Raw genomic sequence first — 24968 nt, forward strand, 5'->3', positions numbered from 1 at the left:
GGTGAGAGAGGGTTCGCCGGTGGGGCCCGGTGGGTGAGAGAGGGTTCGCCGGCGGGGCTCGTTAGGTGATAGAGGGTTCGCCGGGGAGACGAGGTCAGGCGGCCGTGTGAAGCCCGTCGAAGGCCATGGTGATGACATCGTCTGCGAGCTTTTCCGGGGATAGCGAGCCCCCGGGCTTGTACCACTCCACGATCGAGTTGATGGTGCCGAACAGCAGTCGCGTGACGGTGCGGGGATCGATGTCCTGGCGGAGCGAGCCGTCCTCACGGGCGGCCGAGATCAACTCGGCCACCCTGTGGTCGAACGCGCGGCGGCGTTCCAGGGCATTCCGCTCGATTTCCGTGTTGCCCCGAAGACGCAGCAGAAGCGTGACGAACGGCAGCCTGTCCACCAGCACAGCGATGGTCTGCCGCAGCACGAACTCAAGCCGCGCATCGGCGGGCCCGGAGGTAGCCGAAGGCTCTTCCAGAATCGCTTCCAGGCCGCCTAGCGCGTGGTCCAGGGCGAGCTTCAGCAGATCGCCCTTGGACGGCACATGGTGGTAGATGGCTGACTTCGAGATCCCGAGGTTTTCAGCCAGGATGCCCATGGACGTTGCGTCGTACCCGTGGCGGTTGAAGACGTCGACGGCGATGCGGAGCACCGACTGCTGGTCGTAACCGGGCCGTCCGCGCTTGGTGGTGGTCTCAGTAGGCATGCTGGCATTTTCTCACGATCTCACCCAAGGTCAGCCCTTGGGGCGCATGTCGTATATGCGGCGGAGCTTGCCGTTGGAGCGCTCAAGCGAACCCGGCTCCACAACATCAACCACACAAGAGGACCCCACGTGAATCTTGATCTGCTCGCGCAAGGTGTGTGCCGCCGTCGTACCTGCCTCGGGGGACACCGCCTCGCGCCGCTCAATACGAACGGTCAGCGAGTCCATGCGTTTGCCTTCGGGCCGGGTGATTTCGAGCTGGAAGTGCGGGCTCAGCTCGGGGATGCGGAGGGCGATCTCCTCGATCTGTGACGGGAAGAGGTTCACGCCGCGGAGGATGATCATGTCGTCACTGCGGCCGGTGATGCGTCCCATGCGGCGGTGCGCGGGGCGCGCGGTTCCGGGCAGCAGGCGCGTGAGGTCCTTGGTGCGGTAGCGGATGATGGGCAGCGCTTCCTTGGTCAACGACGTGAAGACGAGTTCGCCGGGTTCGCCGTCGGCCAGGACCGTGGAGTGATCGAAGGGGTCGATGATCTCGGGGCGGAAGTGGTCCTCCCAGATGTGGCAGCCGTCCTGCGTCTCCACCGCTTCGCCAGCGACGCCCGGGCCCATGACTTCGGAGAGTCCGTAGATGTCCGAGGCCTTGATGTTCATGGTGGTTTCGAGCTCGTGGCGCATTTCTTCGGTCCACGGCTCGGCCCCCAGGACGGCGTACTTGAGCGAGGTGGACCTGGGGTCGATGCCCTGGTGCTGCATGGCATCGGCGATGGTGAGCAAGTACGTGGGCGTGGCCAGAATGGCGTCCGGCTTGAAGTCCTGGATGAGCTGGATCTGGCGTTCGGTCTGGCCGCCGGAGATGGGGATGACCGTGCAGCCAAGTGCTTCAGCGCCTGCATGCGCGCCGAGGCCGCCGGTGAACAGGCCGTAGCCGTAAGCGTTGTGGACTTTCATGCCGGGGCGGACGCCGGAGGCGCGGAAGGAGCGGGCCACCAGGGTTGCCCAGTTGGCGAGGTCGTTCTTGGTGTAGCCCACCACCGTGGGGCGCCCGGTGGTGCCGGAGCTGGCATGGATGCGCGCCACCTGGTCCTGCGGGACGGCGAACATGCCGAACGGGTATTCCAGGCGGAGGTCCTCTTTGGTGGTGTAGGGGAACTTTCCGAGGTCGCTCAACTCGCGGAGGTCGGAGGGGTGTACGCCGATTTCATCGAACTTGCGCTTGTAGAGCGGCACGCGATCGTAGGCGTAAGCAACGGTGTGCTGGAGGCGGGTGAGCTGGAGTGCTTCCAGTTCGTCGCGGGAGATGGTTTCTTCGCGGTCCAGCACAGGGGCGCTGGCCTGGGAGGTGGCGGGCGCTGCCACGGTGTTCTGAGTCATCAGTTTCCTACTTCTTGGAGATGGTGCGGCTGCGGCCACGGAACTCTGCAATGAGTTCGCCGGGCTCGGTGTCGGGGGCGGCATCGGCATTGGCCGCATAGATCTGGATGTCATACAGGCCGCTTCGGCCGGTACTCGCGCGGCGGTTTGCGACGGCGGTGATCACCTGGCCCTGGAACGCCGGCTTGATGAAGTTGATGTCGACGCCGGAGGCCACCGTGATGTTGGCGGCTTGCTTGGGCGTGGGGTTGGCCGGGTTGCAGGCCAAGGCGAAGGCGGTGTCTCCGAAGGCGAAGATCATTCCGCCGTGGGCCATGCCGAAACCGTTGAGCATCTCCTGGCGGAGGTGCATGCGGATGGTGGCGTGGCCGTCGTCGAGCTTGAGGACCTCGATGCCCATCCATTCGGACGCGTAATCGTTCGTCAGGATGTGGTGCGATGCACCGGAGAGGGTTGTTTCAACCATGCGTCATTGCCTCCAGCTTTATTTACCGAATGTTCATTAGGTAATCCCAGATCGCGCCACGTGTCAAGACTGGGCCACGAATCGGCCGTACCTAGTAGCCTCGATGTCATGCCCGAAATTGAGCTTCCCATCATCACCGATCGACTCATCCTGCGCCGCTTCGAGGCCGAGGACCTCGATCGCTTCCACGGCTATCAGTCCCTGCCCGAAACTGCACGCTTCCTGTTGCGCAATGAGCTGACCAGGACCAAGTCCATGGAGGTCCTGGGCCGGTACGCGAACTTCGAGTTCAAACAAGAGGGGGACTGGGTTTGCCTGGCCATTGAACGCAAAGACCAGCCCGGCCTCATGGGCGAGGTTGTGCTGAAGTGGCTGGAGGGCACAGGGCAAGCCGAGGTGGGCTGGATACTCCATCCTGACGCCCAGGGCCACGGCATCGCCACGGAAGCGGCGGAAGCCGTGCTGCGGCTGGCGTTCGAGACACTGTCCTTCCACCGGGTGGACGCCAAACTGGATGCCCTCAACGAAGGCTCGGCAGGGATTGCCAAGCGGCTGGGCATGCGGCTGGAGGCCACTTTGGTGGATAACTGGCACTACAAAGGGCAGTGGGCCAGCGAGTGCATCTACGCCATTCTGGACTCGGAATGGCGCACGCGGCACCACCCGTGGACGCGGACCATCAGCTGACAGGCCACGTCTTGTGGTGCTTCAGCTGCTCCGTGAGCTGCTCTTCGGGCAGCGGCCGGCTGAAGTAGTAACCCTGTCCGCTGGTACAGCCGATGCTGAGGAGATATTCGGCCTGCTCAACGGTTTCAATGCCCTCCCATACGGCCGCCAGACCGCACGCACGGATCAGTTGCAGCACAGCAGCCAGCAGCGCGGGCTGTGACGGGTCGCTGCCCAAGGCGGAGAGCAGCGTCCGGTCCACTTTGACGGTGTCCACGGGCAGCTGGCGGAGATAGCTGATGGAGGAGTAGCCGGTGCCGAAGTCGTCAATTTCCAGTCCCACCCCCAGGCGGCGCAGGCTGTTGAGCGTGTAGCGGTCCAGGTCGTTGCCCAGAATGACCGCGCTTTCGGTTAGCTCCAGGACCAGCAGCGAGGGGTCAAGCCCGGCTGAGGCCAGGGCCTCCCGCACATCTTCGATGAATTCAAGACGCTGCAGGTCCGCGGCCGATACGTTGATGCGCATGCTGAAGTCGTGGCCCGCCGTCAGGGGGTCGGTGCGCCATTGCTTCAACTGTTCGACGGCGGTGCGGAGCACCCAGCCGCCCAGCTCTGAGATCATGCCCGTTTCCTCAGCGATGGGAATGAACTCGTCCGGCATGATCAGTCCCCGGGTGGGGTGATTCCAACGGACCAAGGCCTCCACGCCTTCAATTCCGCGGGTATCCAGCCGGATGATGGGCTGGTAGTAGAGCACCAGTTGGGATCCGGCTATTGCCTCTTTGAGCTCGCCCACCAGTTGGTTCCGCATCTGCCTCGCATGCAGCATGGCCGGCTCAAACACCTTGAGCTTGCCGCGTCCGTCAGCCTTGGACTCGTACATGGCAATGTCCGCTTCCATCATCAGCTCCTCGGCGCGATGCCCGGGATCGGCCATCCTGAGGCCCATGCTGGCCCCGCAGCGGAGATGCTGGCCCTCAACCTCCATGACGCTCACTACGGCAGCTAGGATGCGGTTGCCAATGGAAGCGGCCACTGCAGGGGTCACGTCGGGGATGAGCACGGCGAATTCATCCCCACCCATGCGGGCCACCATGTCCTGTTCCCTGACCGCGCCGCTGATCCGGTTGGCCACGGTCTCCAGGACTTTGTCCCCGATGGTGTGGCCCAGGGAGTCGTTGATGGCCTTGAAACCGTCCATGTCCAGCAGGAGGATGGCTGCCCGCCCGCCTGTCACTCCGCCGGCCTGGGCCTCGCTGAGGGCGGAGGCAAAAGCTGAGCGGTTGTTCAAACCCGTCAGGGGATCCGTCATTGCCATGTGCTGCATCGCCAAATGGGCTTCGTTGAGCTGTTGGGTCCGGGCCTGCACCCTTTGTTCCAACTCTTCGTAGACAATCTGGAGGTCCTCGGCCAGGAGGTTGGTCCCCATGATCACAGCATCAATTTCGTCGCGCGCGTCCGAAACTTCGATCCTGGTGTTGAGGTCGCCGGCGGCCAGCCTGACGATGCCTTCCAGCAGCAAACCCAAGCGGGGATCGTTGCCGGAGTACATTTTTCCTTCGGACATGCTCACTCCCCGTGTGGCCGGCCTCGTTGTGGATCGGTATGGAGCAGATGCTGCCGGACTGCCGCGCTGCGGTCAGGCAATGCTGCTTGATCGAACAGGCTTGATGCTTCCTCGAAGGTGGCCAGTGCATCATCGCGCCTGCCGGACTCAAGCAACGTTCGGGCCAAGAGGAAATGTGCCTCCGCGGAGGTTTGCGTCGCCAAAATTGAGGATCGGGCGCAGAGCGGTTCAAGGATTCCGGTGGCTTGTTCCATATCGCCGCTGAGGAAATACCAATGTGCGCGGACCAAGGACATTTCCAGATGGTCGCGTTCTGAGCCGCCCACAATGTCCGTGGCGAGTTCGGCCCTTTCAATGCAGCGGAGGGTAGCGGCGTCGCTGAGTTTCGCCTGAAGCCGCATTTCCGCGGAAGCCCGGTTGAAACGCGCCCACAAATCAACGTCCTTTGACGGTGACAGCCGTTCGGCAGCGAGATCGTGATAACGCCCGCCGTCAGCAACCCGATCGGCAAGGAAAGCAACGTTGCCAATCACCCAGTAGCCCTTTCCGGCGGTGTCTTCATCCACGTCGTCGGTCAGCAGGGTTTCCAGCACCAAGCACTCACGCCAGGCGTCGTCCAGGAGCCGGCTTTCAGCCAAGGCTGCGATCAGTGCGCGCTGGGCAAGGATCTGGACGTAGAGCAGGTCGGCGTCGCGGGCCGCCAGTTTGGCAGCGTCGGCGGCCATGGCTGCTGCCTCGGCGAGGCGGCCCAGCCCTTGGAATGCAATGGCAACCATGGTTCCTGCCTTGGCCCCCAGCTCCGGCGAAGAGGAGGTAAGGCTGTGATCGTTCAGCTCGACGGCCAGGCTGAGGTACTCCTCGATCCGGCCCTGGTCCCGGAGGCATTCGGCCTGCAGGTACCGCATGTTCCACCATGCTTCTTCGTCCCCGGCCGCCGTGGCGAGCTGTGCGGCCTCTCCTGCCAAGCGGAAGGCTTCATCGAAGTCCCGTTCCTTCCATTTGGCGCGTGCCGTGAGACCGGCAACAAGGTGGGATGCGAGATGGGGACTTTGCATGTGCCCATTATCCATGTCATTGCGGAAGAAAAGCTCGTATAGTTTGCACCGTGACTTTATTCAAGTCACACTCAACAAATTCGCATCAGTACGAAAGGGCATAGCGGATGAAAAAATTTGCGGCAACCCTGCTCATGGCGGCGGTTCTGGCAGTAACGGGATTCGCTGCTCCGGCTAATGCCGAGCCTTCGCAGGACAGCACGGCAATCGGTTGGTGGCCTAACAGCGTCACTTCCACAAAGACGAACACCACCAGCATCGGTTGGTGGCCGAACTAAACATTGGGGGAGTGCCTCTCGAGGCCATATGACGTAAATTGATGCCCTGGGCCGCCGCCCGGGGCATCAGTTTTTGTTTCGCCGGATGTCGCGCATTAGTGACCGCAGACCACATGTCCGGACGCCCGCTTGACACAACTGTCACAGGGGCAGGGGACGCAGAGGACATGGGTGCGGGAGCTCTGGTACAGCGGCATGCACACACCCGCATGCACACACCCGCGTGCCCACTACGGTCCGCCCACCGGCAGCTCTACGGACACCGTCGTCCCGGATCCCAACGTGGAGTCCAGCAGGAGGCGGCCCATGTGGCGGCTGATGATGTCGTGGGCTATTGCGAGTCCCAGGCCACTGCCGGGAACCGCAGCGGACGTGGCGTTGGAGGCACGGTAGAAGCGGGTGAAGATATGAGGCAGATCGTGCTCGGGGATGCCCAGGCCATTGTCCGCGACCCGCACCAGGGCCAGGCCGCCATGCTCGGAGGATGACACGGAGCTGGTGATGCCCACGCGGCCACCCTCGGGAGTGAACTTGATGGCGTTGGCCACGATGTTGGTGAACACCTGTTCCAGTTTTGCTTCGTCAGCGGTGACTTCGATGTCCTCGGTTCCTTCGGTAACGGACACGGAGACATGGCGGGAATCTGCCAACGGGCGGAGAGTGGCCACCACCACGTGGAGGAGTTTGGCGATATCCACCGGTTTGAGGTCCAGGTTGCTGCCGTCCTGCATGGAAACGGTGAGCATGTCCTCGATGAGCTTGCGGAGGCGGGTGGAATTCCGGGCGATCACATCAAGCATTTTGCCAATGCCTTCCGGGACCGGGCCCCCGGAACCATCCTGGATCATGTCAAGGTATGCCGTGATGGACGTCAGGGGAGTCCGAAGTTCGTGGTTCACGGTTGCCAGGAAGTCGGTTTTTGCCTTGTCCAACTGCCGTAACTGGTGCAGGACGCGCTGCTGTGCGCTGATGAGGTGGCCTTGGATGAGGCCGTGGGCCACGTTGCCGGCCACATGCTGCATCAAAGCGATCTCCGGCCGGGTCCAGTCATGTGGCTCACGCACGGTGCTCAGGAGAATGATTCCCATGGCGGATGCGCCTTCGCCCACCGGGAGGAGCACCGTGGACACAGGATGGAGTTCGTGGGACCACGTGCGCAGTTCCCGGGCAATGATGGAATCGGGATCGTCTCTATGGTCTGTGACGGCCAGGACGTCAGCTTCGGCCCATAGCTTGTTGGCCACATCCGCGATGATGTTCTCGCTGTCGCCGAGCCGGGCAGGAAGCAGCGGTAAGCCCGGGGCATTCCATTGCGCGCGGATGCTCGGGACGCGTTCGTCACGGAACGTAGCGAACCAGACGTGGTCCACACCCAGGGCCTGACCAAACCCACGGACCACGTGGTCTGCGATGAGTTGGGGCTCGTTGGTTTCCCGGACTGCGGCCGAGACGTTCCTGAGGCTTTCCCGGAGTGCTTCAATCTCGCTGCGGGAGCGTGCACGCTCCTTGGCGCGCCCGATCAGCGTTTCAACACGGTGAACAAGCTCGCCGGGCCGCACAGGACTGAGGACGTAGTCGGCTATACGCCAGGACTCCACTTCCTTAAGGTCCACACAATCCTGTGCCTCAAGGATCAACAGCACTGGAACTCCCGGACTGCGGAGCCCATGGGCCAGGGAGCTCTCGGCCACCACCACAGAGGGGCTTTGCTCCTGGACGTGCCGGACCAAGGCCGCGTGGTCCGGAGCCGGGCGCACGGTGAAACCCGCCAAGGCGAGGGCGTCCGAGGTGGCAGCCAGACGGTCCTTGTTTGAATCCGCCACCACGGCAGAGCGGGCATGCTGTATGTCGGCAACGGTCTCGCCCACTGAGCCCCTTCCGTTCCAACGTTCGTTCACGGTGTTTACGTGATGTGGCAACACCCTATCAGCGGGTTTGAGGACAAGGGTGGCCGTGCGTCAAATGGGTTGGATGAGTCGTGGCCCACACCTTTACTTTGGCCCACGGATTAGACAGCCTTGAGGGAATCAGCGACTGGGAGCCGTGTCCGCCTCCCCTGCAGTACCAAAGGCAAGAGGAGCAACGTGGACCACCCAGCAGCACCGCAGGATCATCAGCAAGTGGCGTTCCGGTTGGAACTCGAGGAATCGGGCATCCTTCGGCTGACATGGCCGCGCGGTGCGAGGATCCAGGAACCGGACGCCCAACGGGCCATGGACCGGGTCAACGAGCTCTGTGGCGAGGACCGCCATCCGATGATTGTGGACATGGCCACCACCGACGACGTCACGCGGGGTGCACGGTCCGTGTTCGCGAAGCCATGCCAGGCCAACAGGATCGCCCTCTGGGGATCATCTCCGGTGGACAGGGTCATTGCCAACTTCTTCCTGGGCATCATGAAGCCTCCGTGCCCTACCAAGTTCTTCACATCCGAAACAGAGGCGTTGGAGTGGCTGGTGGAGGCGTAGGGCCACTTATATTTGGAGAATGTTCTCCGCCCTCAGGAAGTACCTGCTGATCCCGCGCCTCATCAGGCTCTCTTCCGCTGCTCCCAAGGATCCCCGCACAGCGTGGGACCAGTTTTGGGGCAATATCCGCTCCACTGGCGCTACGGGCGATGTCCTGTGGGATTCCGGCAGCGATCACGAACTGAACGGCTACCTCCCCAAGCTGGCGCATTTGGATCCAGCCCTGCCCGTGGTGGATGTGGGGTGCGGAAACGGCAGCTTCACCCGGCTGTTGGCACAGCACTTCCCGCACGCGCTGGGGCTCGACTACTCGGCAAACGCCGTTGACCGTGCGCGGCAGGAAGCCGCGGACATCACGACGGCGTCCTTCGCCGTGTGCGACATGACGGCACCTGACGCGGCGCAGACCGTCGCAACGGCTCTCCAGGAGTCAGGCTGGACCGGAGACGCGAACGTGTTCATCCGCGGCGTTCTGCACGTCCTGGATCGCGACGGCCGTTCCGCGTTGGCGGCGAACCTGCTGCCCGTCGTCGGGACGCGCGGAAGCGTGTTCCTGGCCGAAACCAACTTCCCGGGCACGCCCGTGGACTATGTCAGCCACCTTGGAGCCACCCGGAAATCAATCCCAGGACCACTCGAGTGGGCTATTCGTGGGCTGCCGATGCCGGGACGCTTTGGTGCCAAGCAGCGCGCCAAGGCATTCCCGACGGCGGATTGGAACCTTGTGGAGGAAGGCTCAGCGAGCATCGAGACGCGCCCGCTGAGCAATCCCTCGGCCCCGGACGTGATCCCGGGCTACTACGCACTGCTGCGGGCGCGCCAGCCGTCCTGACCGGCTACTTGAGACCGGCGCCAGGGAGCAGTTCCGTGGCACCCACGGAGTCGGCCACGAAGGCATAGTCCCACGCGCGCTCACGCCACTGGACGTACCGGCCCGACGCGCCGCCATGGCCTCCGTCCATCTCGATTTTCATGACGATCGGCTCAGACCCGGTGGCCACGGAACGCAGGGCCTGGACCCACTTGGCGGGTTCAACATACAGTACCCGGGTGTCATTGAAAGAGGTCACTGCGGCGATCTTGGGATAGGCCACCGCCCCCACATTCTCGTACGGCGTATAGGACTTCATGTAGGCATAGGCCTCGGGATCCGTGATCGGGTTGCCCCATTCCTCCCATTCCAAGGCGGACAGCGGGAGCTCGGGATCGAGGATGGTGGTCAGGGCGTCGACGAACGGCACCTGGGCCACCACGGCAGCGTACTTTTCCGGGGCCATGTTGGCGATGGCACCCATGAGCAGGCCACCTGCCGAGCCGCCCATGGCAGCAATACGGGAGGGAGCAACCCAACCTGAGCCTGCCAACCAGTCCGTGGCCGCTATGAAGTCCGTGAACGTGTTCTTCTTGGTGAGCTTCTTGCCGTCCTCGTACCAGTGCCGCCCCAGTTCACCGCCGCCGCGGATGTGGGCAATCACCATGACGATTCCGCGGTCAAGGAGCGACAACCGGGCTACCCCGAAGCCGGGATCCATGCTCACCTCGTAGGAGCCGTACCCATACACGAGCCCGGCAGCCGTACCGTCCTGCTGGACCGAAGCGTGGCGCAGCACGGATAACGGGACCCTGGTGCCGTCGTCGGCCGTTGCCCATTCACGGGTGGCGACGTAGTCCGTGGAGGAGTAACCGCCCAATACGGGGCTTTCCTTGCGGAGCAACAGCTGGCCGTCAGGAAGGTCGGCGGTGGGCAGGACGAAGTCGTAGACGCGTGACGGCGTGAAGTAGGACGTGTAGCCCATACGGATCACGGGGGCCTCGTAATCCGAGCCGGAAACGCCGGCAGTGTAGAGCTCTTCAGCAAAGGCGGGCTCAACGGGTGCGCCCTGATCGGCACTGCCAAGGCCTGCCAGCGGAAGGACCTGCACGCGCTCAATGGTGTCCTTGCGGACGGAGATGACAAGGTGCGTGGACGTTACCCCTGCACCGTTGACCCGCACGTCGTCTGAATGCCCGACGACGGTGCGCCAGTGCTGCTCAGCCAGCGGCTTGCTGAGTTCGGCCGGGTCCACCAGGCTCACCATGGAGTTGATGGCGTCCTTGTTGTGGGTCAGCAGCAGGGTCTCCCGGCCGTCCAGGATGAAGGGCTCGGCCTCGTAGAGAACGTGGTGGTCGCGGGAGATGACGGTGCTGAGCCCGGCCTCGTAGTCATCGAAACGGAGCAGCCGGGTTTCGCTGAACTCCGAGCAGCCGATGCTGAGCACCAGGTGGCGGCGGTCGGAGGCGAGGTCGAAACCGAGCCACATGGCGACGTCGTCCTCTTGGTAAAGAACCTCATCCTCAGTGACGGGTGTGCCCAGGACGTGGGCCTTTACCTGGTACGGGCGCCATGAATCGTCCACCACGGTGTAGAAGAGACGGGTGCCGTCAGGGGAGAAGGCCACCCCATAGAAGATGTCCTCGATGATGTCCGGGAGAAGTTCGCCGGTGCGCAGGTCCTTGATCCGGAGAGTGAAGCGCTCGTCCCCGGAGTTGTCCACAGCGTAGGCATAGAGGTTGCCGTCCACGGTTACTGCAGCGCCGCCTACGCTGAAGAATGGCTGGCCCTCGGCTTCGATGTTGCCGTCAAGGAGCACCTGCTCACCGGGAAGGTCCACGCCGGCTTCCACAGCAGGAGGAGTCCAGTCCGCCACAGGGTCGCCAGTGTTCCGGGCCAGGACGCGGCACTGGATGCTGTACTCCTTACCCTCCACTGAACGGTTGTAATACCACCAGCCGTCCTTGCGGTTGGGCACTGACAGGTCCGTCTCCTGGGTGCGGCCCTTGATCTCCTGGAACATCGCCTCGCGCAACGGTTCCTGATGCGCTGTAACGGCTTCCTGGTAGCTGTTTTCCGCCTTGAGATGTGCCACGACCTCGGCGGACTCCTTGTCCCTGAGCCATTCGTAGTTGTCCACGAAGACGTCGCCATGGTGCTCGCGGCGAGTGGGAACCCGCTTGGCGACTGGGGGCTGGACTGCTGATTCCGGAGTAGCGGCAGGGGCCGAAGATGTGTGGCTCATGGGGCAACTCTATAGACGGGCTCTGACAGGCAACCAGTGATTTCGCTCAGAGCGCCGGGAGACTTCCCCGTCAGTCGGATCCGTGGGGGAGGGCGTTTGCCAGGGTCACCCGGTTCCGGCCTGAAGCCTTCGCGGCATACAGGGCAAGATCGGCCTCGCGCAGGAGTTGCTCAGTCCCGGCACGGTGCCCCTCGGTGGAAGCAGAGACTCCGGCGCTGATGGTCAGAACACCGTCGGGGTCACCGGAGTGTTCGATCCTCAAGGAGTGCACAGCGGACCGGACACGTTCCACCACCACCCCCGCAGTGGCCGCGGACTCCTCCTTGAGGACCAACAGGAATTCTTCGCCGCCAAAGCGGTACACGGCGTCCGTCCTCCGGACCTCGCGCGCCAACGTGGTTGCAATGGCCACCAACGCGGCGTCGCCGGCCTGGTGCCCGTAGATGTCGTTGTAGCTCTTGAAATTGTCCACATCCACCATCGCCAGGCAGTAATTGTGGTCTGTGCGGTTATGCAAAGCGCCCAGGTCCTCGGTGAGCTTCAGACGGTTGTGCAGCTTGGTCAGGGGGTCCGTGCGGGCTTCCTCTGTCAGGGCAGAGCGGTAACGGGCCAGGTCCGCATGCAAGGACGTGATCCGCTGGGCAGCCAGGAGGCGGATATGCAGGTTGAAGGGATCCAATGGCTTGGTGACGTAATCGTCCGCCCCGGCCTCCATGCCTGCCAGGACATCCTTTCGCGATCCGTGGGAGGTCACCAGGATGATGTAGGTGTAACTGTCATCCTCGGCCGCCCGGATGGTGCGGCAAAGGTCCAGACCGTTGAGGCCGGGCATCATCAGGTCGGTCACTACAGCCTCGGGCTGGTGCTCAAGGTAGAGCTGCCACGCAGAGTCGCCGTCCACTGCCACGATGCACTCGTGGCCTGATTGTTCAACGGCGGCCTTGGTGATCATCCGGGAGATCTGGTCGTCGTCGGCGATCAGGACTTTCATGAAGCTCCTAAAAGAGTGCGTTCGAGGGCCAGGTCCACACGGGCGAGTTCGGCCTGCAACTGGGCCAACACAGGGGTGGCGAGGCCGTCCCAGCCCGGGCTTGCTTCGCCACCAAGCCGTTCCAAATCCTTGCACAGGGCGGCGGCACCCACCGCGCCAATGTTCGATGCCGCGCCGGCGAGTTTATGCCCGGCTGCTCCCAGGGCCGGGCCCTGTCCGGAGTCCAATGCGGTGCGCAGCGATTCCAAGGCCAGCTGCGCTTCTTGCCGGAAAGCCCGGATAGCTTCCGGGAGCAGGCCCAGGCCGTCCGCCGGTCCAAGTTCGCGGAGGATCTGCAGCCTCGCGGAGTCCAGGACGCTGGCGTCTGCGGCTTCGGCGTCCGTATCAGCCAAGCCCACACCAACAGCGTCCGACCCGACAGCGTCCGACCCAACAGCGTCCGTATCAGCCAAGCCCACACCAACAGCGTCCGACGGCGGCGCTTCCGCAACTTGTGGCCCGACGCCACCTGCCGCTGGGTCCGCAAAGCTGCCATCCGCCGTCGGGGTTTGCCGTTGTTCCGGAACCCAGCGTCCAAGTACTGCGCCGAGTGTTGCCAGGTCCACGGGCTTGCTGATGTAGTCGTCCATGCCGGCAGCGAAGCAGCGCTCGCGGTCCTCGTTCAGTGCGCCGGCGGTCATGGCGATGATGGGAATGCGGGCCCCATGGCCGTTGCGGGCACGGATGGCCCGGGTTGCGTCAAAGCCGTCCATCACCGGCATGTGGCAGTCCATCAGCACGGCCGCGTAGCCCCCGGAGAGGGCCGCTGCTACGGCTTGGGCGCCGTCGTCCACGATGTCCACGTCGTAGCCCAGACGGTTGGCCATGCCCCGTGCCACCAGTTGGTTGACTTCATTGTCCTCGGCCACCAGGAGCTTCCCGATCCGTTGCACTGGATCTTCCGGCGCAAGGATGGCAGGGTGCGCCGCGGGGGAGGTAACCCCTGAAGTCCTGGTGGCCATGAGGCGCAGCAGCCGGTTGTAGAACTCGGAGCTGCGGACGGGCTTGGTGAGGTACTCGCGGATTCCGGCCGCGGCCAGAACGCCCTTGTCCACCATCATGGTGGAGGTCAGCAGGATGATGCCCGGCGCGCCCGAGCCATTGCTTTCGCTCTTGATGTGCCGCGCCAGTTCCAGTCCGTCGGTATCAGGCATGCACATGTCCACCACCGCAATGTCATAGGGGTGGTGCTCCACAACAGCGGCGCGGTACTCGTCCAGGGCGTCCGCGGCATTGGCGACAGCTACCGGCAGCATTCCCCAGCTGGCCAGTTGGGATTCCAGCACGAGGCGGTTGGTGGCATTGTCGTCCACCACCAGCACCTTGCGTCCAGCGAGTGTGGCAGGGAGCGTGGCGGTGTCTGATGCGGGCGGGCCAACCGGCAGATCCAGCACGAACCAGAACTTGCTGCCGACCCCGGGCTGGCTGTCCAGGCCGATTTCACCGCCCATGACCTCGGTGAGGCGCCGTGAGATGGCCAAGCCAAGCCCTGTGCCTCCGTAGCGCCGGGTGGTGGAGGCGTCCGCTTGGGCGAATGATTCGAACAGGCGGTGGTGGTCGGCGGCGCTGATGCCGATTCCGGTGTCCCGGACTTCGAACCGCAGTGACGCGTCATCGGAATCCTTGCGGACCACCGAGACCTGGATTTCGACTTCGCCGGCGGGGGTGAACTTGACCGCGTTGGAGGACAGGTTCAGGAGTATTTGCCGGATCCGCCCGGCATCGCCCATCAGTCTTTCCGGTACGTCGGGGTGGCAGTAGGAGATGAGCTCCAGATTCTTGCCCTGGGCGGTTTCCGCAACCAGTCCCGCCACCTCTTCAACCAACGCCCGGGGATCAAACGCATTCACGTCCAGATCCACTTTCCCGGCTTCCAGCTTCGAGAAGTCCAGGATGTCATTGATGAGTGTCAGGAGCACTTCGCCGGCCCCTTTGACGCCTTGGGCGTACTGCCGTTGGCCTTCGCTCAGGGGCGTGTCCATCATGAGCGAGGTCAGGCCAATCACGGCGTTGAGGGGAGTCCGGATTTCGTGGCTCATGGTGGCCAGGAACTCGGACTTGAGGCGGCTTGCCTCGAGCGCGGCTTCACGTGCTGCGAGAAGCTCGGACTCCGCTGCCTTTCGTTCGGTGATGTCGCGGGAGATGGTGGCGACGCCGCGGATCCCGGACTCGCCCCGAACGGGGGAGAGGGTGACGGACACCGGGATGGTTGCTCCGTCCCTGCGTTGACGTTCAGACTCATAGTTCTGCACGTCTCCGCTGCGCGCCGTACCTTCCAAGGCCAGACGTTCGGTTTCCAGTAGGCTCCGCGGAACGAAGAAGTCGCCCTTCCTGCCAATGGCTTCCGACGCCGGGTAACCGAAGATGCGCTCTGCTCCAGGGTTCCAACTGGTAATCACGCCGTCGGTAGTTTCGCCAATAATGGCATCCCCGGAGGAATTGACGATCGCACCGAGCCCCTCCAGTTGGGCCGTGCGTTCGGCCACCTTGGATTCAAGCTCCCGGGTGAGCGTCACATTTTCCACCACGATCAGAACCTGCCGCACGATCACAAAAGCCACCACCACCAACCCTGTGATGAGGAGGATGGGATCCTGGCCAATGGGACGGCTGCGGGAGAAGAACACGGCGCTGAACACCGGCAGGTAGGGGAGCAGTTCAAGGGCGGCGGCGTAGGCTCGGCCATCCTTCCGCGTGCTGCCTGTTTCAGGGAGCAACGGGCTGAGGCCTACCAGGAGGAAGGCGAGCACCCATCCCAAGGCCAAAGGGGATCCAGTGACACCCGAGATGCCTTCGAGGGTGAACCGCATATACGTCAGGTCAGTAATGGCCAGGATCCAGAAGCCAATTGCCATGCTCAGCCAGGGCAGCCTCCTTCCACGGGCCGCACGCATGGTCAGGACGATGATCACCGAGACCATGAAAACGTCCGCGATGGGGTAGGCCATCTGCGTTATCTGGGCGAAGGCGTCCTGATCTGTGACTCCGGCCAAGGGCCCCAGTACAGAGCTCCACGCAATGAAGAAGGTAGCGCTCGCCACCACGCCTGCGTCCAGGATGGTCCGGCGCAGGGAGAGCCGGAGTCCTTGACCGCGCAGCAGCAGCACCAGGCCGATGGAGGTTGGGAGGGCGTACCAAACGAAGCCAATGTCCGCCAAGGATGGGAAGGGGTATTGGTGGTCCATTGTGATGCCGTTGATGGTCCACACGGTTTGCCCGGCGCTCCAGACTGCCAAGCCCGCCACAATGAACCATCGCCCGGCGGTGTTGTCCTCTCGTCGCCGGGCTGCGATGGCGTGGGTGGTCAGCGCCGTGAGCGCCGCCAAGAGGATCGCCGAGTCACCGGCGAGTTGCGCCGTCGTTGTCCCTGGTCCGCTGGCCAGCCCATACGCCAGCAGCACCAAGCAGAACACCACCGGAATCAGAAAGAGGGGCCATCCATGCCGCGCCCACGAGCGCACCGGAAGAACCCCGTGCTTCACTCCTGCCACTGAACCCCTGCCTTCAAAAGTGGCCCCACCAAAAGCGAACAACGCGTCGTGACTCTGCGCTGAGGAGAGCATACGCCGAAAAGGCCCGTGGAGTAGCAGATCACGCCGTTTTGACGGGGTTGTCGTCACAGTGTGTTTCAAACAGCCGGGGGTGACCGGCGGACGACTAGCCCATGCTGATTGGCGCACCAGTCCGGTGGCCGGTTCACTTCTATAGTTGCTGTCAGGGCGATAGCTGCCTCCGGACGGCGGTGTGGACATCTGTGCGGCGTCCCGGATGTTAGGAAAGGTGAGAGGTGTTGGCTCCGAAGTACACCACGCGGTGGCTCTCAGCGCTTCTTATCGTGTACCTGGTTTCGCTGTCCTTCGTTGTGTTTCTGCCGGCGCGCGAAGCCAGCAACGTCACTGGGTTCGTGGGGGTCATTGCAGGCTGGTTGTCTGCCCTCGGTTTGCCACGCAATGCCGCCGACGTTGGTGTGGAGTTCGTTGCCAACATCGCCCTGTTTGTCCCTTTGGGACTCTTGGTCCGGCTGCTGCGGCCGACGCTGTGGAACTGGTGGCCGGTGGCGCTTCTGGCAGCCGTGTCCTCGGTGGCCATCGAAGTCCTCCAGCTGGTCATACCCGGCCGGGTGACGGCTCTGTCCGACGTCATAGCGAACACCCTTGGGGCACTGGCAGGCCTGGCACTCGCGAAGTGGCTGGCGGCTCTGCGTTCAGTGATTTAGAGGTGCACAGCGCGGCCCAGATACGGCGGCAGTGACGTGCAGTGCGCGATACACGGGCCGCCCTGCGGCGTAGCCCTTCCGACGACGACTGCTGTTGCCCTGCGTGCCGGGTGTCGTAACGTCGGACCAACTGAGCCTGCCCACCGGATGGTTCATTCCGAGTGGAAAGAAGAATCATGGCCCGCCGGATTCCGGGCGCCACGCGCCGTCGTCGTTTCCTTCGATCTCCGTGGATTCACCTGGTGCTGGCGCTGGTGATTGTGTCCTTGGTTCAAGGCTTCGTCGTGAGGGTCTATTCGGTGCCTTCGGGCTCCATGGAGCAGACCCTCAACGTCGGTGACCGGATGCTGGTGAACCGGACTGCCTATGCCGGTGCGGAGCCCAAGCGTGGGGACGTCGTCGTCTTTCGAAAGCCATCGGACTGGGGGCCCGGGCCCCAAAGAGGCGCCCTGCGGACGGCCGTCGGCTGGTTTGGGGACCTGACGGGCATCGGTCCTGGAAACACCGAGTTTTTGGTGAAGCGGGTCATTGGGCTGCCGGGGGACACCGTGGAATGCTGCGACGTCACGGGTCACGTCAAAGTCAACGGGGAAGCACGTGCGGAACCGTACGTCTTCGAGGATCTGACGTTCGCGGGCGGAGTCATGGACTGCTCGACGGCGGCGAGGTCGCCGCGCTGCTTCAGCCCCCTCATTCTGGGTGAGGACCAGTACCTGTTCCTCGGTGACCACCGCTCCAATTCGGACGACTCCGTTTCAGCCTGCCGGAGGGCCCTGGCGCCGGCCGGCTGCGCCAAGACAGCTGCCCGCTCAGACATCATTGGCCGGGTTGAGTGGTTCCTGTTCCCGTTCCACAAGTGGGGAACTGCAGGTTCCCTCCAGGTGCCGGCGCCAAGCTGAACGACCGGTGTTCAGTTTCCCTTTTCCAGGGCGTGTGCAGTCACATAGCTGTCCAGCTGATCTTTGGAGAGCGCAGCTGCAATATCGGAGATCGCAGTCGTGTCTGCCAAGACGATGGACTGACCATCCGCCGATGTCCCTGTGCCAAGGGTCGGAAGGGTAAACATGACGGTGTCCTGGGCCCGGACGTCCTTCATGCCCAAAGCGAGGTTTCCTATCGCCGCGGCATCGAAGCTCTTGTCCACGCTGACGAAGGGGGAAACAGCGGAGACCATGTTGCTGATGGTGACCGGATTGGTCAGCGTTTCGCGGGCGATGACCTTGCTCATGATGGATTTGAGGTAGGCCTGCTGGTTTCGCACGCGCTGGTAGTCTCCATCGCTGAAGGCCTTGCGCTCCCTAACGAAGGCCAGTGCTTCGTCCCCATTGAACGTCTGCTTGCCTGCCTCGTAGACGTGTCCCGCCATGGGGCCGGAGTTGGGTGCGAATGGGATCTTGACGTCAACTTCCACGCCGCCGAGGGCATCGGTGAGCCCCTTGAAGCCTTCGAAATCGATCATGGCCACGTGGTCGATGCGCTGCTGAAAGAGCGACTCCACCGTCTGAACCATCAGGGGGACGCCGCCGTAGGCAAGCGCGGCGTTGATCTTTGATTCTCCCTTTCCGGGGATGTCTATCCAGAGGTCCCGCATCAGGGAAACTGCGTAGACCTTTTTTCTGTCGGCCGGAATGTGGACCAGCATCAGCGTGTCAGCACGTTGATCAGTGGAAGCGTCGGTCTCCACATCGACTTCCGAGGAACCGCGGGTGTCGCTGCCCATCACCAGAATGTTCATGGCCGTGTTCCCGGCAGCCTTCTGCGGGCGCGTTGACTCTTCAGGGAATGCGTTATCGATCTTGGTGGTGCCTGAGTTGAAGGTCTGCGCCAGGTTAAAGACATAGGCACCGGCAACCAGGCCGACAATAAGCACAGCAGCCGCGAAGCCAAGGAGCACATTCCGGGCTGTCTTCTTACCATTCTTGGGAGGGCGTGAAGACGGTTCCGCAGAGGGATTTCGGGATTCTGTCGGGAGCGTCATGTGTTCCTTGGTTTTCGGCGGCTGCAGTGATGGTTTGGCCCAGCATACTGTGGCAATCACCGGTCAAGCTGGGTGCTGCATCAGTTTGATCCATGGAGGAGGCGCGCACATCCCGTTCATGGACAGTCCTGAACAACCCGGGAAGTGGAACTGTCAGCGCTGCGGGGTGAGCTCCTTCGAGTAGAGGACGGCCCCATTGGCGTTGCGGAGGCTTACAGTAAACGTCCCGTCGGTGGCTATGTCCACGTGCCCGAAGTATTGGTTCTCGCCGTCGCGTGGGGACTCGCCGGCGAATCGGCCGGCCTTGGTGAACAGCACCTCCGGTCCAAACGTCCCGTCCATCTCATTCGGACCAAATGATCCAGCGTTGATGGGGCCGGCCACAAACTCCCAGAAGGGGTCGAAATCCGTGAAAGCGGCGCGCTCGGGGGAGTAATGGTGGGCAGCGCAGTAGTGCACGTCCGCGGTGAGCCACACAGTGTTCTTCACCCTGTACTTCTTGAAGGCGCTGAGCACGGCGGCGATCTCCAGCTCACGGCCCAGAGGAGCACCGTGGTCCCGGTTGGCCAGGCTTTCCTGGTTGACAGGGCCATCGGGGACGATGATGCCCAACGGCAGGTCGGCGGCGATCACCTTCCACGTCGCCTTGGACTTGCGCACTTCCTTGATCAGCCAATCCACCTGCTCCTGCCCCAGGATGTTGGTGGCGTAGCTTTCCTTGCCGTCCGTGTTGGGGGACTTGAACGTCCGCATGTCCAGGCAGAAGACGTCCAGCTGCGGGCCGCGCGAAATCTTCCGGTAGATACGCGCGGGTTGGTACCGCCCGGCGTCGAACGTTCCCGGGCGCCACAGTGCCGCTGAGTCCGCGATGGGCATGTTCTCCTGCCAGGCCTGGCGGCCGCGCGCAGCGAGGACGTTGACGTTCCGCTCGGTGTAGCGGGGGTCGTCCAGGATCTCGCCGGGGTACCAGTTGTTGGTGGTCTCGTGATCGTCCCACTGTGCAATCACGGGGACCTCGGCAAACATGGCGCGCATGTTGGCGTCCAGGGAGTTATAGCGGTGCCGGCCACGGTATTCCTTGAGCGTTTCGGCCACTTTGGACACTTCCTCGGTAACGATGTTCCGCCACACCTGGCCGTCCTTTTCCGTGACGGAGGAGGTGATGGGGCCGTCGGCGTAGATGGTGTCGCCGGAGTGGATGAAGAAGTCCGGCTTTGTGGCGTGCATGGCTTTGTACCCGCGCATGCCTCCCAGGTCCTCGTTGATGCCCCAGCCCTGGCCTGCGGTATCGCCGGTCCAGACGAAGGACTGGGAGGACGACGCCGGCCCGCCGCCCCCACGCGCGTCATCAGCGGCGTCGTCCAGCTGACCCTTTGCAGAACCCGCTCCGGGTGCCGTGCTGAACGTACCGCGAACTGCTTCCCCCGCTCCATTCTCGTCCTCGAAGTTCAGTTCCAAGGCGAAGCGAGTACCAGCGGGGAGGCCTTGGGCGTGGATCTTGGCCGTGAAGTCGCTGGCCTCGGTGGCCAAGGGTCCGCGGATGGTGCGACTGAAGCCGTAACGTCCGCGGAGGATTTCGCCGGCGCTGTCTATGGCACGGAGCTGTGCCGTGAGCCGGCCGGGGCCGGACGCGCGGGACCAGAGAACGGCTGAGTCAGTGGTGACATCCCCGGTAGCGATTCCGGTGGGGAGCGTGAGGCGCTTGCGGACCAGGGGGATGGCGGAGGGGGCGGCCGATGCTGGGGCTGCGTTGGCGGCGAGGCCGGTCAGGGCCAATCCGGCCAGGGAGGTCTTAACGAGGGTGCGGCGCGAAAGGTCAGTCATACGTCCACTCTGGTGAGCCTCCGTGAACGGAAAGTGAGGCTGAGGTGAAGGATTCTGCTGGATCATTTTTGTGGGCTTGCACTTCCGCCGCGTGGTGGCGGGGGCGGCTGGCCGGGCAGATTGGAATGATCCAGCAGAATCTGTGCGGCGGCCCAAAAGCTTGACTGAAAACGTCCACTCCGCATATTCTGAACGAACGGTCGGTAATTTATTAGGAGCAACCATGGCATCGCAGAATCTGCAGTCAGTGCCCGCTGAGCTGTCCCCGGAGGAGCAGGAGCGGGAGGCAGCCGGACAGGCGTATTTTGATCGCATCATTTCGGAGGACTCGCGCATCGAACCGCGCGACTGGATGCCTGCGGCTTACCGCAAGACTTTGCTGCGCCAGATCTCGCAGCACGCACACTCGGAAATCATCGGCATGCAGCCGGAAGCCAACTGGATCACCAGGGCACCGAGCCTGAAGCGCAAGTCCATCCTGATGGCCAAGGTCCAGGACGAAGCGGGCCACGGCCTGTACCTGTACTCCGCGGCCGAGACCCTGGGCCAGTCCCGGGACCAGATGATGGAAGACCTGATTGCCGGCAAGGCCCGGTATTCGTCCATTTTCAACTACCCCACGATTTCCTGGGCAGACATGGGAGCCATCGGCTGGCTTGTTGATGGCGCCGCCATCTGCAACCAGGTGCCCCTGTGCCGTGCATCCTATGGTCCTTACGGCCGCGCAATGGTGCGCATCTGCAAGGAAGAGTCATTCCACCAGCGTCAGGGTTTCGAGATCCTGCTGGAGCTCTCCAACGGCACGCCTGCACAGAAGCAGATGGCCCAGGATGCAGTGAACCGCTGGTACGCACCGTCGCTGATGATGTTCGGCCCGCCGGATGACGATTCACCCAACTCCAAGCAGTCCATGGCCTGGAACATCAAGCGCTTCAGCAATGACGAGCTGCGCAGCCGGTTCGTCGGCATGATGGTGGAGCAGGTCCGGGTCCTCGGGCTGACGCTCCCTGACAAGGACATCCGTTTCAACGAAGAAACCAAGAAGTGGGAGCACGGACCCCTGGACTGGAACGAGTTCAAGGAAGTCCTGGCCGGCCGCGGCCCCTGCAACTCGCAGCGCGTCGAGCGCCGCCGCGAGGCACACGAAAACGGTGCCTGGGTCCGCGAAGCCGCAGTGGCGTACGCCCGCAAGCAAGCACAGAAAGAGAACGCAGCATAATGGCTCCCCACGGAAACCCGGAAGCACCTGGCAGCGCCGCCAGCCACATCAACCGCGAAGCGCCCAAAGTAGCGGCCACTACGGAACAGCACCAGGAATCCCCGTGGTCCCTTTGGGAAGTCTTTGTGCGCTCCAGCCGCGGCCTGTCCCACGTGCACGCAGGTTCCCTGCACGCACCGGATGCCGCCATGGCGCTACGGAACGCGCGGGATCTTTACACCCGCCGCAACGAGGGCGTGTCCATCTGGGTGGTCCCTGCCGAGGCTATTTCCTCCAGCGATCCTGACTCCAAGGGCTCCTTCTTCGAGTCCCCGCAGGGCAAGGATTACCGGCATGCCACGTACTACACCAAGAGCGAAGGCGTGAAGCACCTGTGACTACCAAAGACACTGACTTCGCCATCGAAGGCCACGGCGACATCTCCGTTGGCGTCCATGGAGCCGGTGCGTCCGGCGACGGCTCGGCCAGCGCCACCCGAATCACTCCGGGCAACGCACTGCGGCCCGAGGACATTGCGCTGGAAATCAGCCGCGGCCAGGTCAAGCCCACCGAAGACGTTGCCGAGTTCGCGCTGCGCATCGGCGACGACGGCCTGATCCTCGCCCAGCGCCTGGGCCACTGGATTTCCCGTGCTCCCGAGCTCGAGGAAGACATCGCCCTTGGCAACATTGCGCTGGACCAGCTGGGCCACGCGCGTTCCTTCCTCACGTACGCGGGCGCCGCATGGGACAAGTCCGAAGACGATCTCGCCTACTTCCGCCGTGAGCACGAGTTCCGTTCCGCACACCTCTTTGAGCAGCCCAACGGGGACTTCGCGGTGACCATCGCCCGCCAGTTCATTGTGAGCTTCTACCAATACGAGCTCTACACCAAGCTCATGGGGTCCACGGACGCTACCATCGCAGCCATCTCCGCGAAGGCTGTGAAGGAAGTGGATTACCACCGCGACCACAGTGCCCAGTGGGTCCTGCGTTTGGCCGGCGGCACGGATGAGTCCCGAGCACGAATCATTCAAGGCTTCAAACTGGTGTGGCCGTATGTGGACGAACTCTTCGAAGACGATGAGCTCACTACGCGCTTGGCCGAGGCCGGCGTCGCGGTTCAGCCCTCCAGCCTCCGCGCCGAATTCGACCGCCTCACCGGTGAGATCATGGCTGAGGCCGAACTGGAAATCCCCGGCGTCCCGCAGTCCCTGGGCGGCGGCCGCAAGGGTAAGCACTCCGAATTCCTGGGCTACATCCTTGCTGAAATGCAGGTCCTGGCCCGCGAGCATCCCGGCGCGAGCTGGTGACCATCATGACGACGCAGTCACGGACGCAGGAACGTACTGAAGAGCAGCGGGCGTGGGACATCGCGTCTACTGTCTGCGATCCGGAGATCCCGGTTCTCACCATTGAGGACTTGGGGATCCTGCGCGGCGTGCGCGTCTTGCCGACGCAAGCGGCAGACCAGCACGACGGCGGCGCCTCAAGTACCGCCGTCGAGGTCACCATCACGCCCACGTACTCGGGTTGCCCGGCGATGGACGCCATTGGTGACGATCTGCGGACGGCTTTTGCGAAGGAGGGCTACGCCAGCGTCCACATCAACCTGGTGTTGTCTCCGGCGTGGACCACTGACTGGATGACCGAGTCCGGCAAGGCCAAACTGGAGGAATACGGGATCGCTCCGCCCAGCGGCATGGCTGCCGCGGGTGGCCACTCCGGTCCTGTGCGCCTGAGCCTCGCCGTCAAGTGTCCCCAGTGCAACTCCTTGAACACCAAGGAACTCACCCGCTTTGGTTCCACGTCCTGCAAGGCACTGTTCGTCTGCCAGGACTGCAAGGAACCGTTCGACTACTTCAAAGTTCTCTAAGGAAGCAGCCATGACCACCGAAACACAGACGGCCAGCCGCCGTCGTGCGTCTTTCCATAACCTGACCGTGGCTGAAGTCCGGCGCCTCACGGACGATGCCATCGAGGTCACGTTCGGTGTTCCCGCCGAGCTCGCCGGCCAGTATGACTACCTTCCCGGCCAGTACGTGGCACTGCGCACCACGCTTCCTGATGACAACGGTGAGCCGCACGAGGTCCGCCGCAGCTACTCCATCTGCGCAGAGCCGCGCAGCTTCGAGGACGGCAGCAGCGAGATCCGGGTGGCCATCAAGAAGGACCTCGGCGGTATTTTTTCCACGTGGGCCAACGCTGAGCTGAAGGCCGGCGATGTCCTGGATGTCATGAGCCCGCAGGGCGCGTTCATTTCGCGTCACGGCAAGGATGGCTCGTCCGTCCAGCACAACGTCATGAACTCCATGAACCATCCGGAGGAGTTGGCGGGGGAGCCCGGCAGCTTTGTGGCCATCGCCGCAGGCTCGGGCATCACGCCGGTGATCGCGATCGCGAGGACACTGCTGGCCGCCAACTCCGAGACCCGCTTTGACCTGGTGTATGCCAACAAAGCCGCCATGGACGTGATGTTCCTGGAGGAACTGGCGGACCTGAAGGACAAGTACCCGTCGCGCCTGGCGCTGCACCACGTACTGTCCCGCGAGCAGCGCATTGCGCCGCTCATGACTGGTCGGATCGATTCGGAGAAGCTGCAAGCGCTGCTGAGCAGTGCCATTCGATCCGAGGATGTTGACGAATGGTTCCTGTGCGGGCCGTTTGAGCTGGTCCAGCTGTGCCGTGACACCCTTGCAGCGCGCGGCGTGGAGCCTGAGCACGTGCGCTTTGAATTGTTCACCACTGGCCGTCCGGACCGTCCCGAGGGCAACGCCGGCCGTCCCGTTGTGGAGGACGAGTCACAGGACACGTACAAGATCACCTTCACCCTGGACGGGTTGACCGGCGATGTCGCCAGCCCCACCCACGCCCGGGAGTCCATCCTTAACGCTGCTTTGCGCGTACGCCCGGACGTTCCCTTTGCCTGTGCAGGCGGCGTTTGCGGCACCTGCCGTGCCAAGTTGGTCACCGGTACGGTGACCATGGATGAGAACTACGCCCTTGAACAGGACGAGCTGGATAAGGGCTACGTCCTCACTTGCCAGTCCCACCCCACCAGCGAAGAAGTTACCGTCGACTTCGACGTCTAAGGAGTCC

At 63.2% G+C, this 24968-nt stretch carries 22 protein-coding genes; 11 read left to right on the plus strand and 11 right to left on the minus strand.

Translation table 11 applies throughout. The features are described 5' to 3' along the window. Window positions 1-94: 94 nt before the first annotated feature. From BMY91_RS00730 to BMY91_RS00740, 3 genes are read right to left on the minus strand one after another with little or no spacing between them, the layout of a single operon-like run. Complete coding sequence (locus tag BMY91_RS00730) at window positions 95-697, minus strand: TetR/AcrR family transcriptional regulator (protein WP_090816954.1); 603 nt, start codon at window positions 695-697, stop codon at window positions 95-97. Between the two features lie 30 nt (window positions 698-727). Continuing rightward, window positions 728-2071, minus strand: a complete 1344-nt coding sequence (paaK, locus tag BMY91_RS00735; protein ID WP_090816957.1) for a phenylacetate--CoA ligase PaaK — start codon at window positions 2069-2071, stop codon at window positions 728-730. Between the two features lie 7 nt (window positions 2072-2078). Continuing rightward, window positions 2079-2537 (minus strand): hotdog fold thioesterase, encoded by a 459-nt coding sequence (locus tag BMY91_RS00740; protein ID WP_090816959.1) that lies wholly within the window; start codon window positions 2535-2537, stop codon window positions 2079-2081. A gap of 108 nt (window positions 2538-2645) precedes the next feature. On the opposite strand from BMY91_RS00740, the gene BMY91_RS00745 reads away from it, so the two are divergent. Then, window positions 2646-3224 carry a GNAT family N-acetyltransferase gene (locus tag BMY91_RS00745; RefSeq protein ID WP_090816962.1) on the plus strand — a complete coding sequence of 193 codons (579 nt, stop codon included), beginning with the start codon at window positions 2646-2648 and terminating at the stop codon, window positions 3222-3224. On the opposite strand, the gene BMY91_RS00750 is transcribed toward BMY91_RS00745, so the two are convergent. Both BMY91_RS00750 and BMY91_RS00755 read right to left on the minus strand, forming a co-directional pair. Beyond that, window positions 3217-4767: a putative bifunctional diguanylate cyclase/phosphodiesterase gene (locus BMY91_RS00750; RefSeq protein ID WP_090816965.1), complete on the minus strand. Its 1551-nt coding sequence runs from the start codon at window positions 4765-4767 to the stop codon at window positions 3217-3219. The two genes, BMY91_RS00745 and BMY91_RS00750, sit on opposite strands and share 8 nt — an antisense overlap. Before the next feature lie 2 nt (window positions 4768-4769). Further along, window positions 4770-5822, minus strand: coding sequence for a hypothetical protein (locus BMY91_RS00755; RefSeq protein WP_090816968.1), 1053 nt, complete (start codon window positions 5820-5822; stop codon window positions 4770-4772). A gap of 107 nt (window positions 5823-5929) precedes the next feature. Here BMY91_RS00755 and BMY91_RS23035 point away from each other — a divergent pair, with 107 nt between their 5' ends. Next, on the plus strand, window positions 5930-6100 hold the full coding sequence (locus BMY91_RS23035; RefSeq protein ID WP_175538735.1) for a hypothetical protein: 171 nt from the start codon (window positions 5930-5932) through the stop codon (window positions 6098-6100). A 230-nt stretch (window positions 6101-6330) separates the two neighbouring features. Here the strand turns inward: BMY91_RS23035 and BMY91_RS00760 are convergent, their stop codons facing one another. Continuing rightward, a complete protein-coding gene (locus BMY91_RS00760; protein ID WP_090816971.1) occupies window positions 6331-7968 on the minus strand; it encodes an ATP-binding protein in 1638 nt (545 codons plus the stop codon). Window positions 7969-8184: 216 nt separating this feature from the next. On the opposite strand from BMY91_RS00760, the gene BMY91_RS00765 reads away from it, so the two are divergent. Beyond that, a complete protein-coding gene (locus BMY91_RS00765; RefSeq protein WP_090816974.1) occupies window positions 8185-8568 on the plus strand; it encodes a DUF7793 family protein in 384 nt (127 codons plus the stop codon). 19 nt (window positions 8569-8587) lie between these two features. Next, complete coding sequence (locus BMY91_RS00770; RefSeq protein ID WP_090816978.1) at window positions 8588-9400, plus strand: class I SAM-dependent methyltransferase; 813 nt, start codon at window positions 8588-8590, stop codon at window positions 9398-9400. A gap of 4 nt (window positions 9401-9404) precedes the next feature. Here BMY91_RS00770 and BMY91_RS00775 read toward each other — a convergent pair whose 3' ends face one another. From BMY91_RS00775 to BMY91_RS00785, 3 genes are all read right to left on the minus strand, one after another. After that, window positions 9405-11624, minus strand: coding sequence for a S9 family peptidase (locus BMY91_RS00775; protein WP_090816981.1), 2220 nt, complete (start codon window positions 11622-11624; stop codon window positions 9405-9407). Window positions 11625-11694: 70 nt separating this feature from the next. Then, window positions 11695-12615: a GGDEF domain-containing protein gene (locus BMY91_RS00780; RefSeq protein WP_090816984.1), complete on the minus strand. Its 921-nt coding sequence runs from the start codon at window positions 12613-12615 to the stop codon at window positions 11695-11697. Further along, complete coding sequence (locus BMY91_RS00785; RefSeq protein WP_090816986.1) at window positions 12612-16145, minus strand: hybrid sensor histidine kinase/response regulator; 3534 nt, start codon at window positions 16143-16145, stop codon at window positions 12612-12614. Before BMY91_RS00785 ends, BMY91_RS00780 begins: the two co-directional genes overlap by 4 nt. A gap of 296 nt (window positions 16146-16441) precedes the next feature. On the opposite strand from BMY91_RS00785, the gene BMY91_RS00790 reads away from it, so the two are divergent. Together BMY91_RS00790 and lepB are read left to right on the plus strand one after the other, a co-directional pair. Then, the gene (locus BMY91_RS00790) at window positions 16442-16870 is read left to right on the plus strand and encodes a VanZ family protein (protein ID WP_090816989.1); all 429 of its coding nucleotides are present in this window, start codon (window positions 16442-16444) and stop codon (window positions 16868-16870) included. A gap of 176 nt (window positions 16871-17046) precedes the next feature. Beyond that, entirely contained in the window at window positions 17047-17769 is a 723-nt protein-coding gene (gene lepB, locus BMY91_RS00795; protein WP_090816992.1) for a signal peptidase I, read from the plus strand. 11 nt (window positions 17770-17780) lie between these two features. Here the strand turns inward: lepB and BMY91_RS00800 are convergent, their stop codons facing one another. Together BMY91_RS00800 and BMY91_RS00805 are read right to left on the minus strand one after the other, a co-directional pair. After that, on the minus strand, window positions 17781-18848 hold the full coding sequence (locus BMY91_RS00800) for an LCP family protein (protein ID WP_090816995.1): 1068 nt from the start codon (window positions 18846-18848) through the stop codon (window positions 17781-17783). A 153-nt stretch (window positions 18849-19001) separates the two neighbouring features. Beyond that, window positions 19002-20672 carry an alkaline phosphatase D family protein gene (locus BMY91_RS00805; protein WP_090816998.1) on the minus strand — a complete coding sequence of 557 codons (1671 nt, stop codon included), beginning with the start codon at window positions 20670-20672 and terminating at the stop codon, window positions 19002-19004. Between the two features lie 223 nt (window positions 20673-20895). On the opposite strand from BMY91_RS00805, the gene paaA reads away from it, so the two are divergent. Genes paaA through paaE form a run of 5 tightly spaced genes read left to right on the plus strand, consistent with a single transcriptional unit; the run spans window position 20896 to window position 24961 of the window. Further along, window positions 20896-21891 carry a 1,2-phenylacetyl-CoA epoxidase subunit PaaA gene (gene paaA, locus BMY91_RS00810; RefSeq protein WP_024817856.1) on the plus strand — a complete coding sequence of 332 codons (996 nt, stop codon included), beginning with the start codon at window positions 20896-20898 and terminating at the stop codon, window positions 21889-21891. Beyond that, complete coding sequence (gene paaB / locus BMY91_RS00815) at window positions 21891-22268, plus strand: 1,2-phenylacetyl-CoA epoxidase subunit PaaB (protein ID WP_090817001.1); 378 nt, start codon at window positions 21891-21893, stop codon at window positions 22266-22268. The genes paaA and paaB overlap by 1 nt, the downstream gene beginning before the upstream one ends. Beyond that, window positions 22265-23182, plus strand: coding sequence for a 1,2-phenylacetyl-CoA epoxidase subunit PaaC (paaC, locus tag BMY91_RS00820; RefSeq protein WP_090817005.1), 918 nt, complete (start codon window positions 22265-22267; stop codon window positions 23180-23182). The genes paaB and paaC overlap by 4 nt, the downstream gene beginning before the upstream one ends. A gap of 5 nt (window positions 23183-23187) precedes the next feature. Beyond that, window positions 23188-23745: a 1,2-phenylacetyl-CoA epoxidase subunit PaaD gene (gene paaD, locus BMY91_RS00825; RefSeq protein WP_177179816.1), complete on the plus strand. Its 558-nt coding sequence runs from the start codon at window positions 23188-23190 to the stop codon at window positions 23743-23745. A gap of 10 nt (window positions 23746-23755) precedes the next feature. Next, window positions 23756-24961, plus strand: a complete 1206-nt coding sequence (paaE, locus tag BMY91_RS00830; protein ID WP_090817010.1) for a 1,2-phenylacetyl-CoA epoxidase subunit PaaE — start codon at window positions 23756-23758, stop codon at window positions 24959-24961. The last annotated feature ends 7 nt before the right edge of the window (window positions 24962-24968 follow it).

The organism is Arthrobacter sp. yr096, assembly GCF_900108925.1.
In the GTDB taxonomy this organism is placed as follows: domain Bacteria; phylum Actinomycetota; class Actinomycetes; order Actinomycetales; family Micrococcaceae; genus Arthrobacter.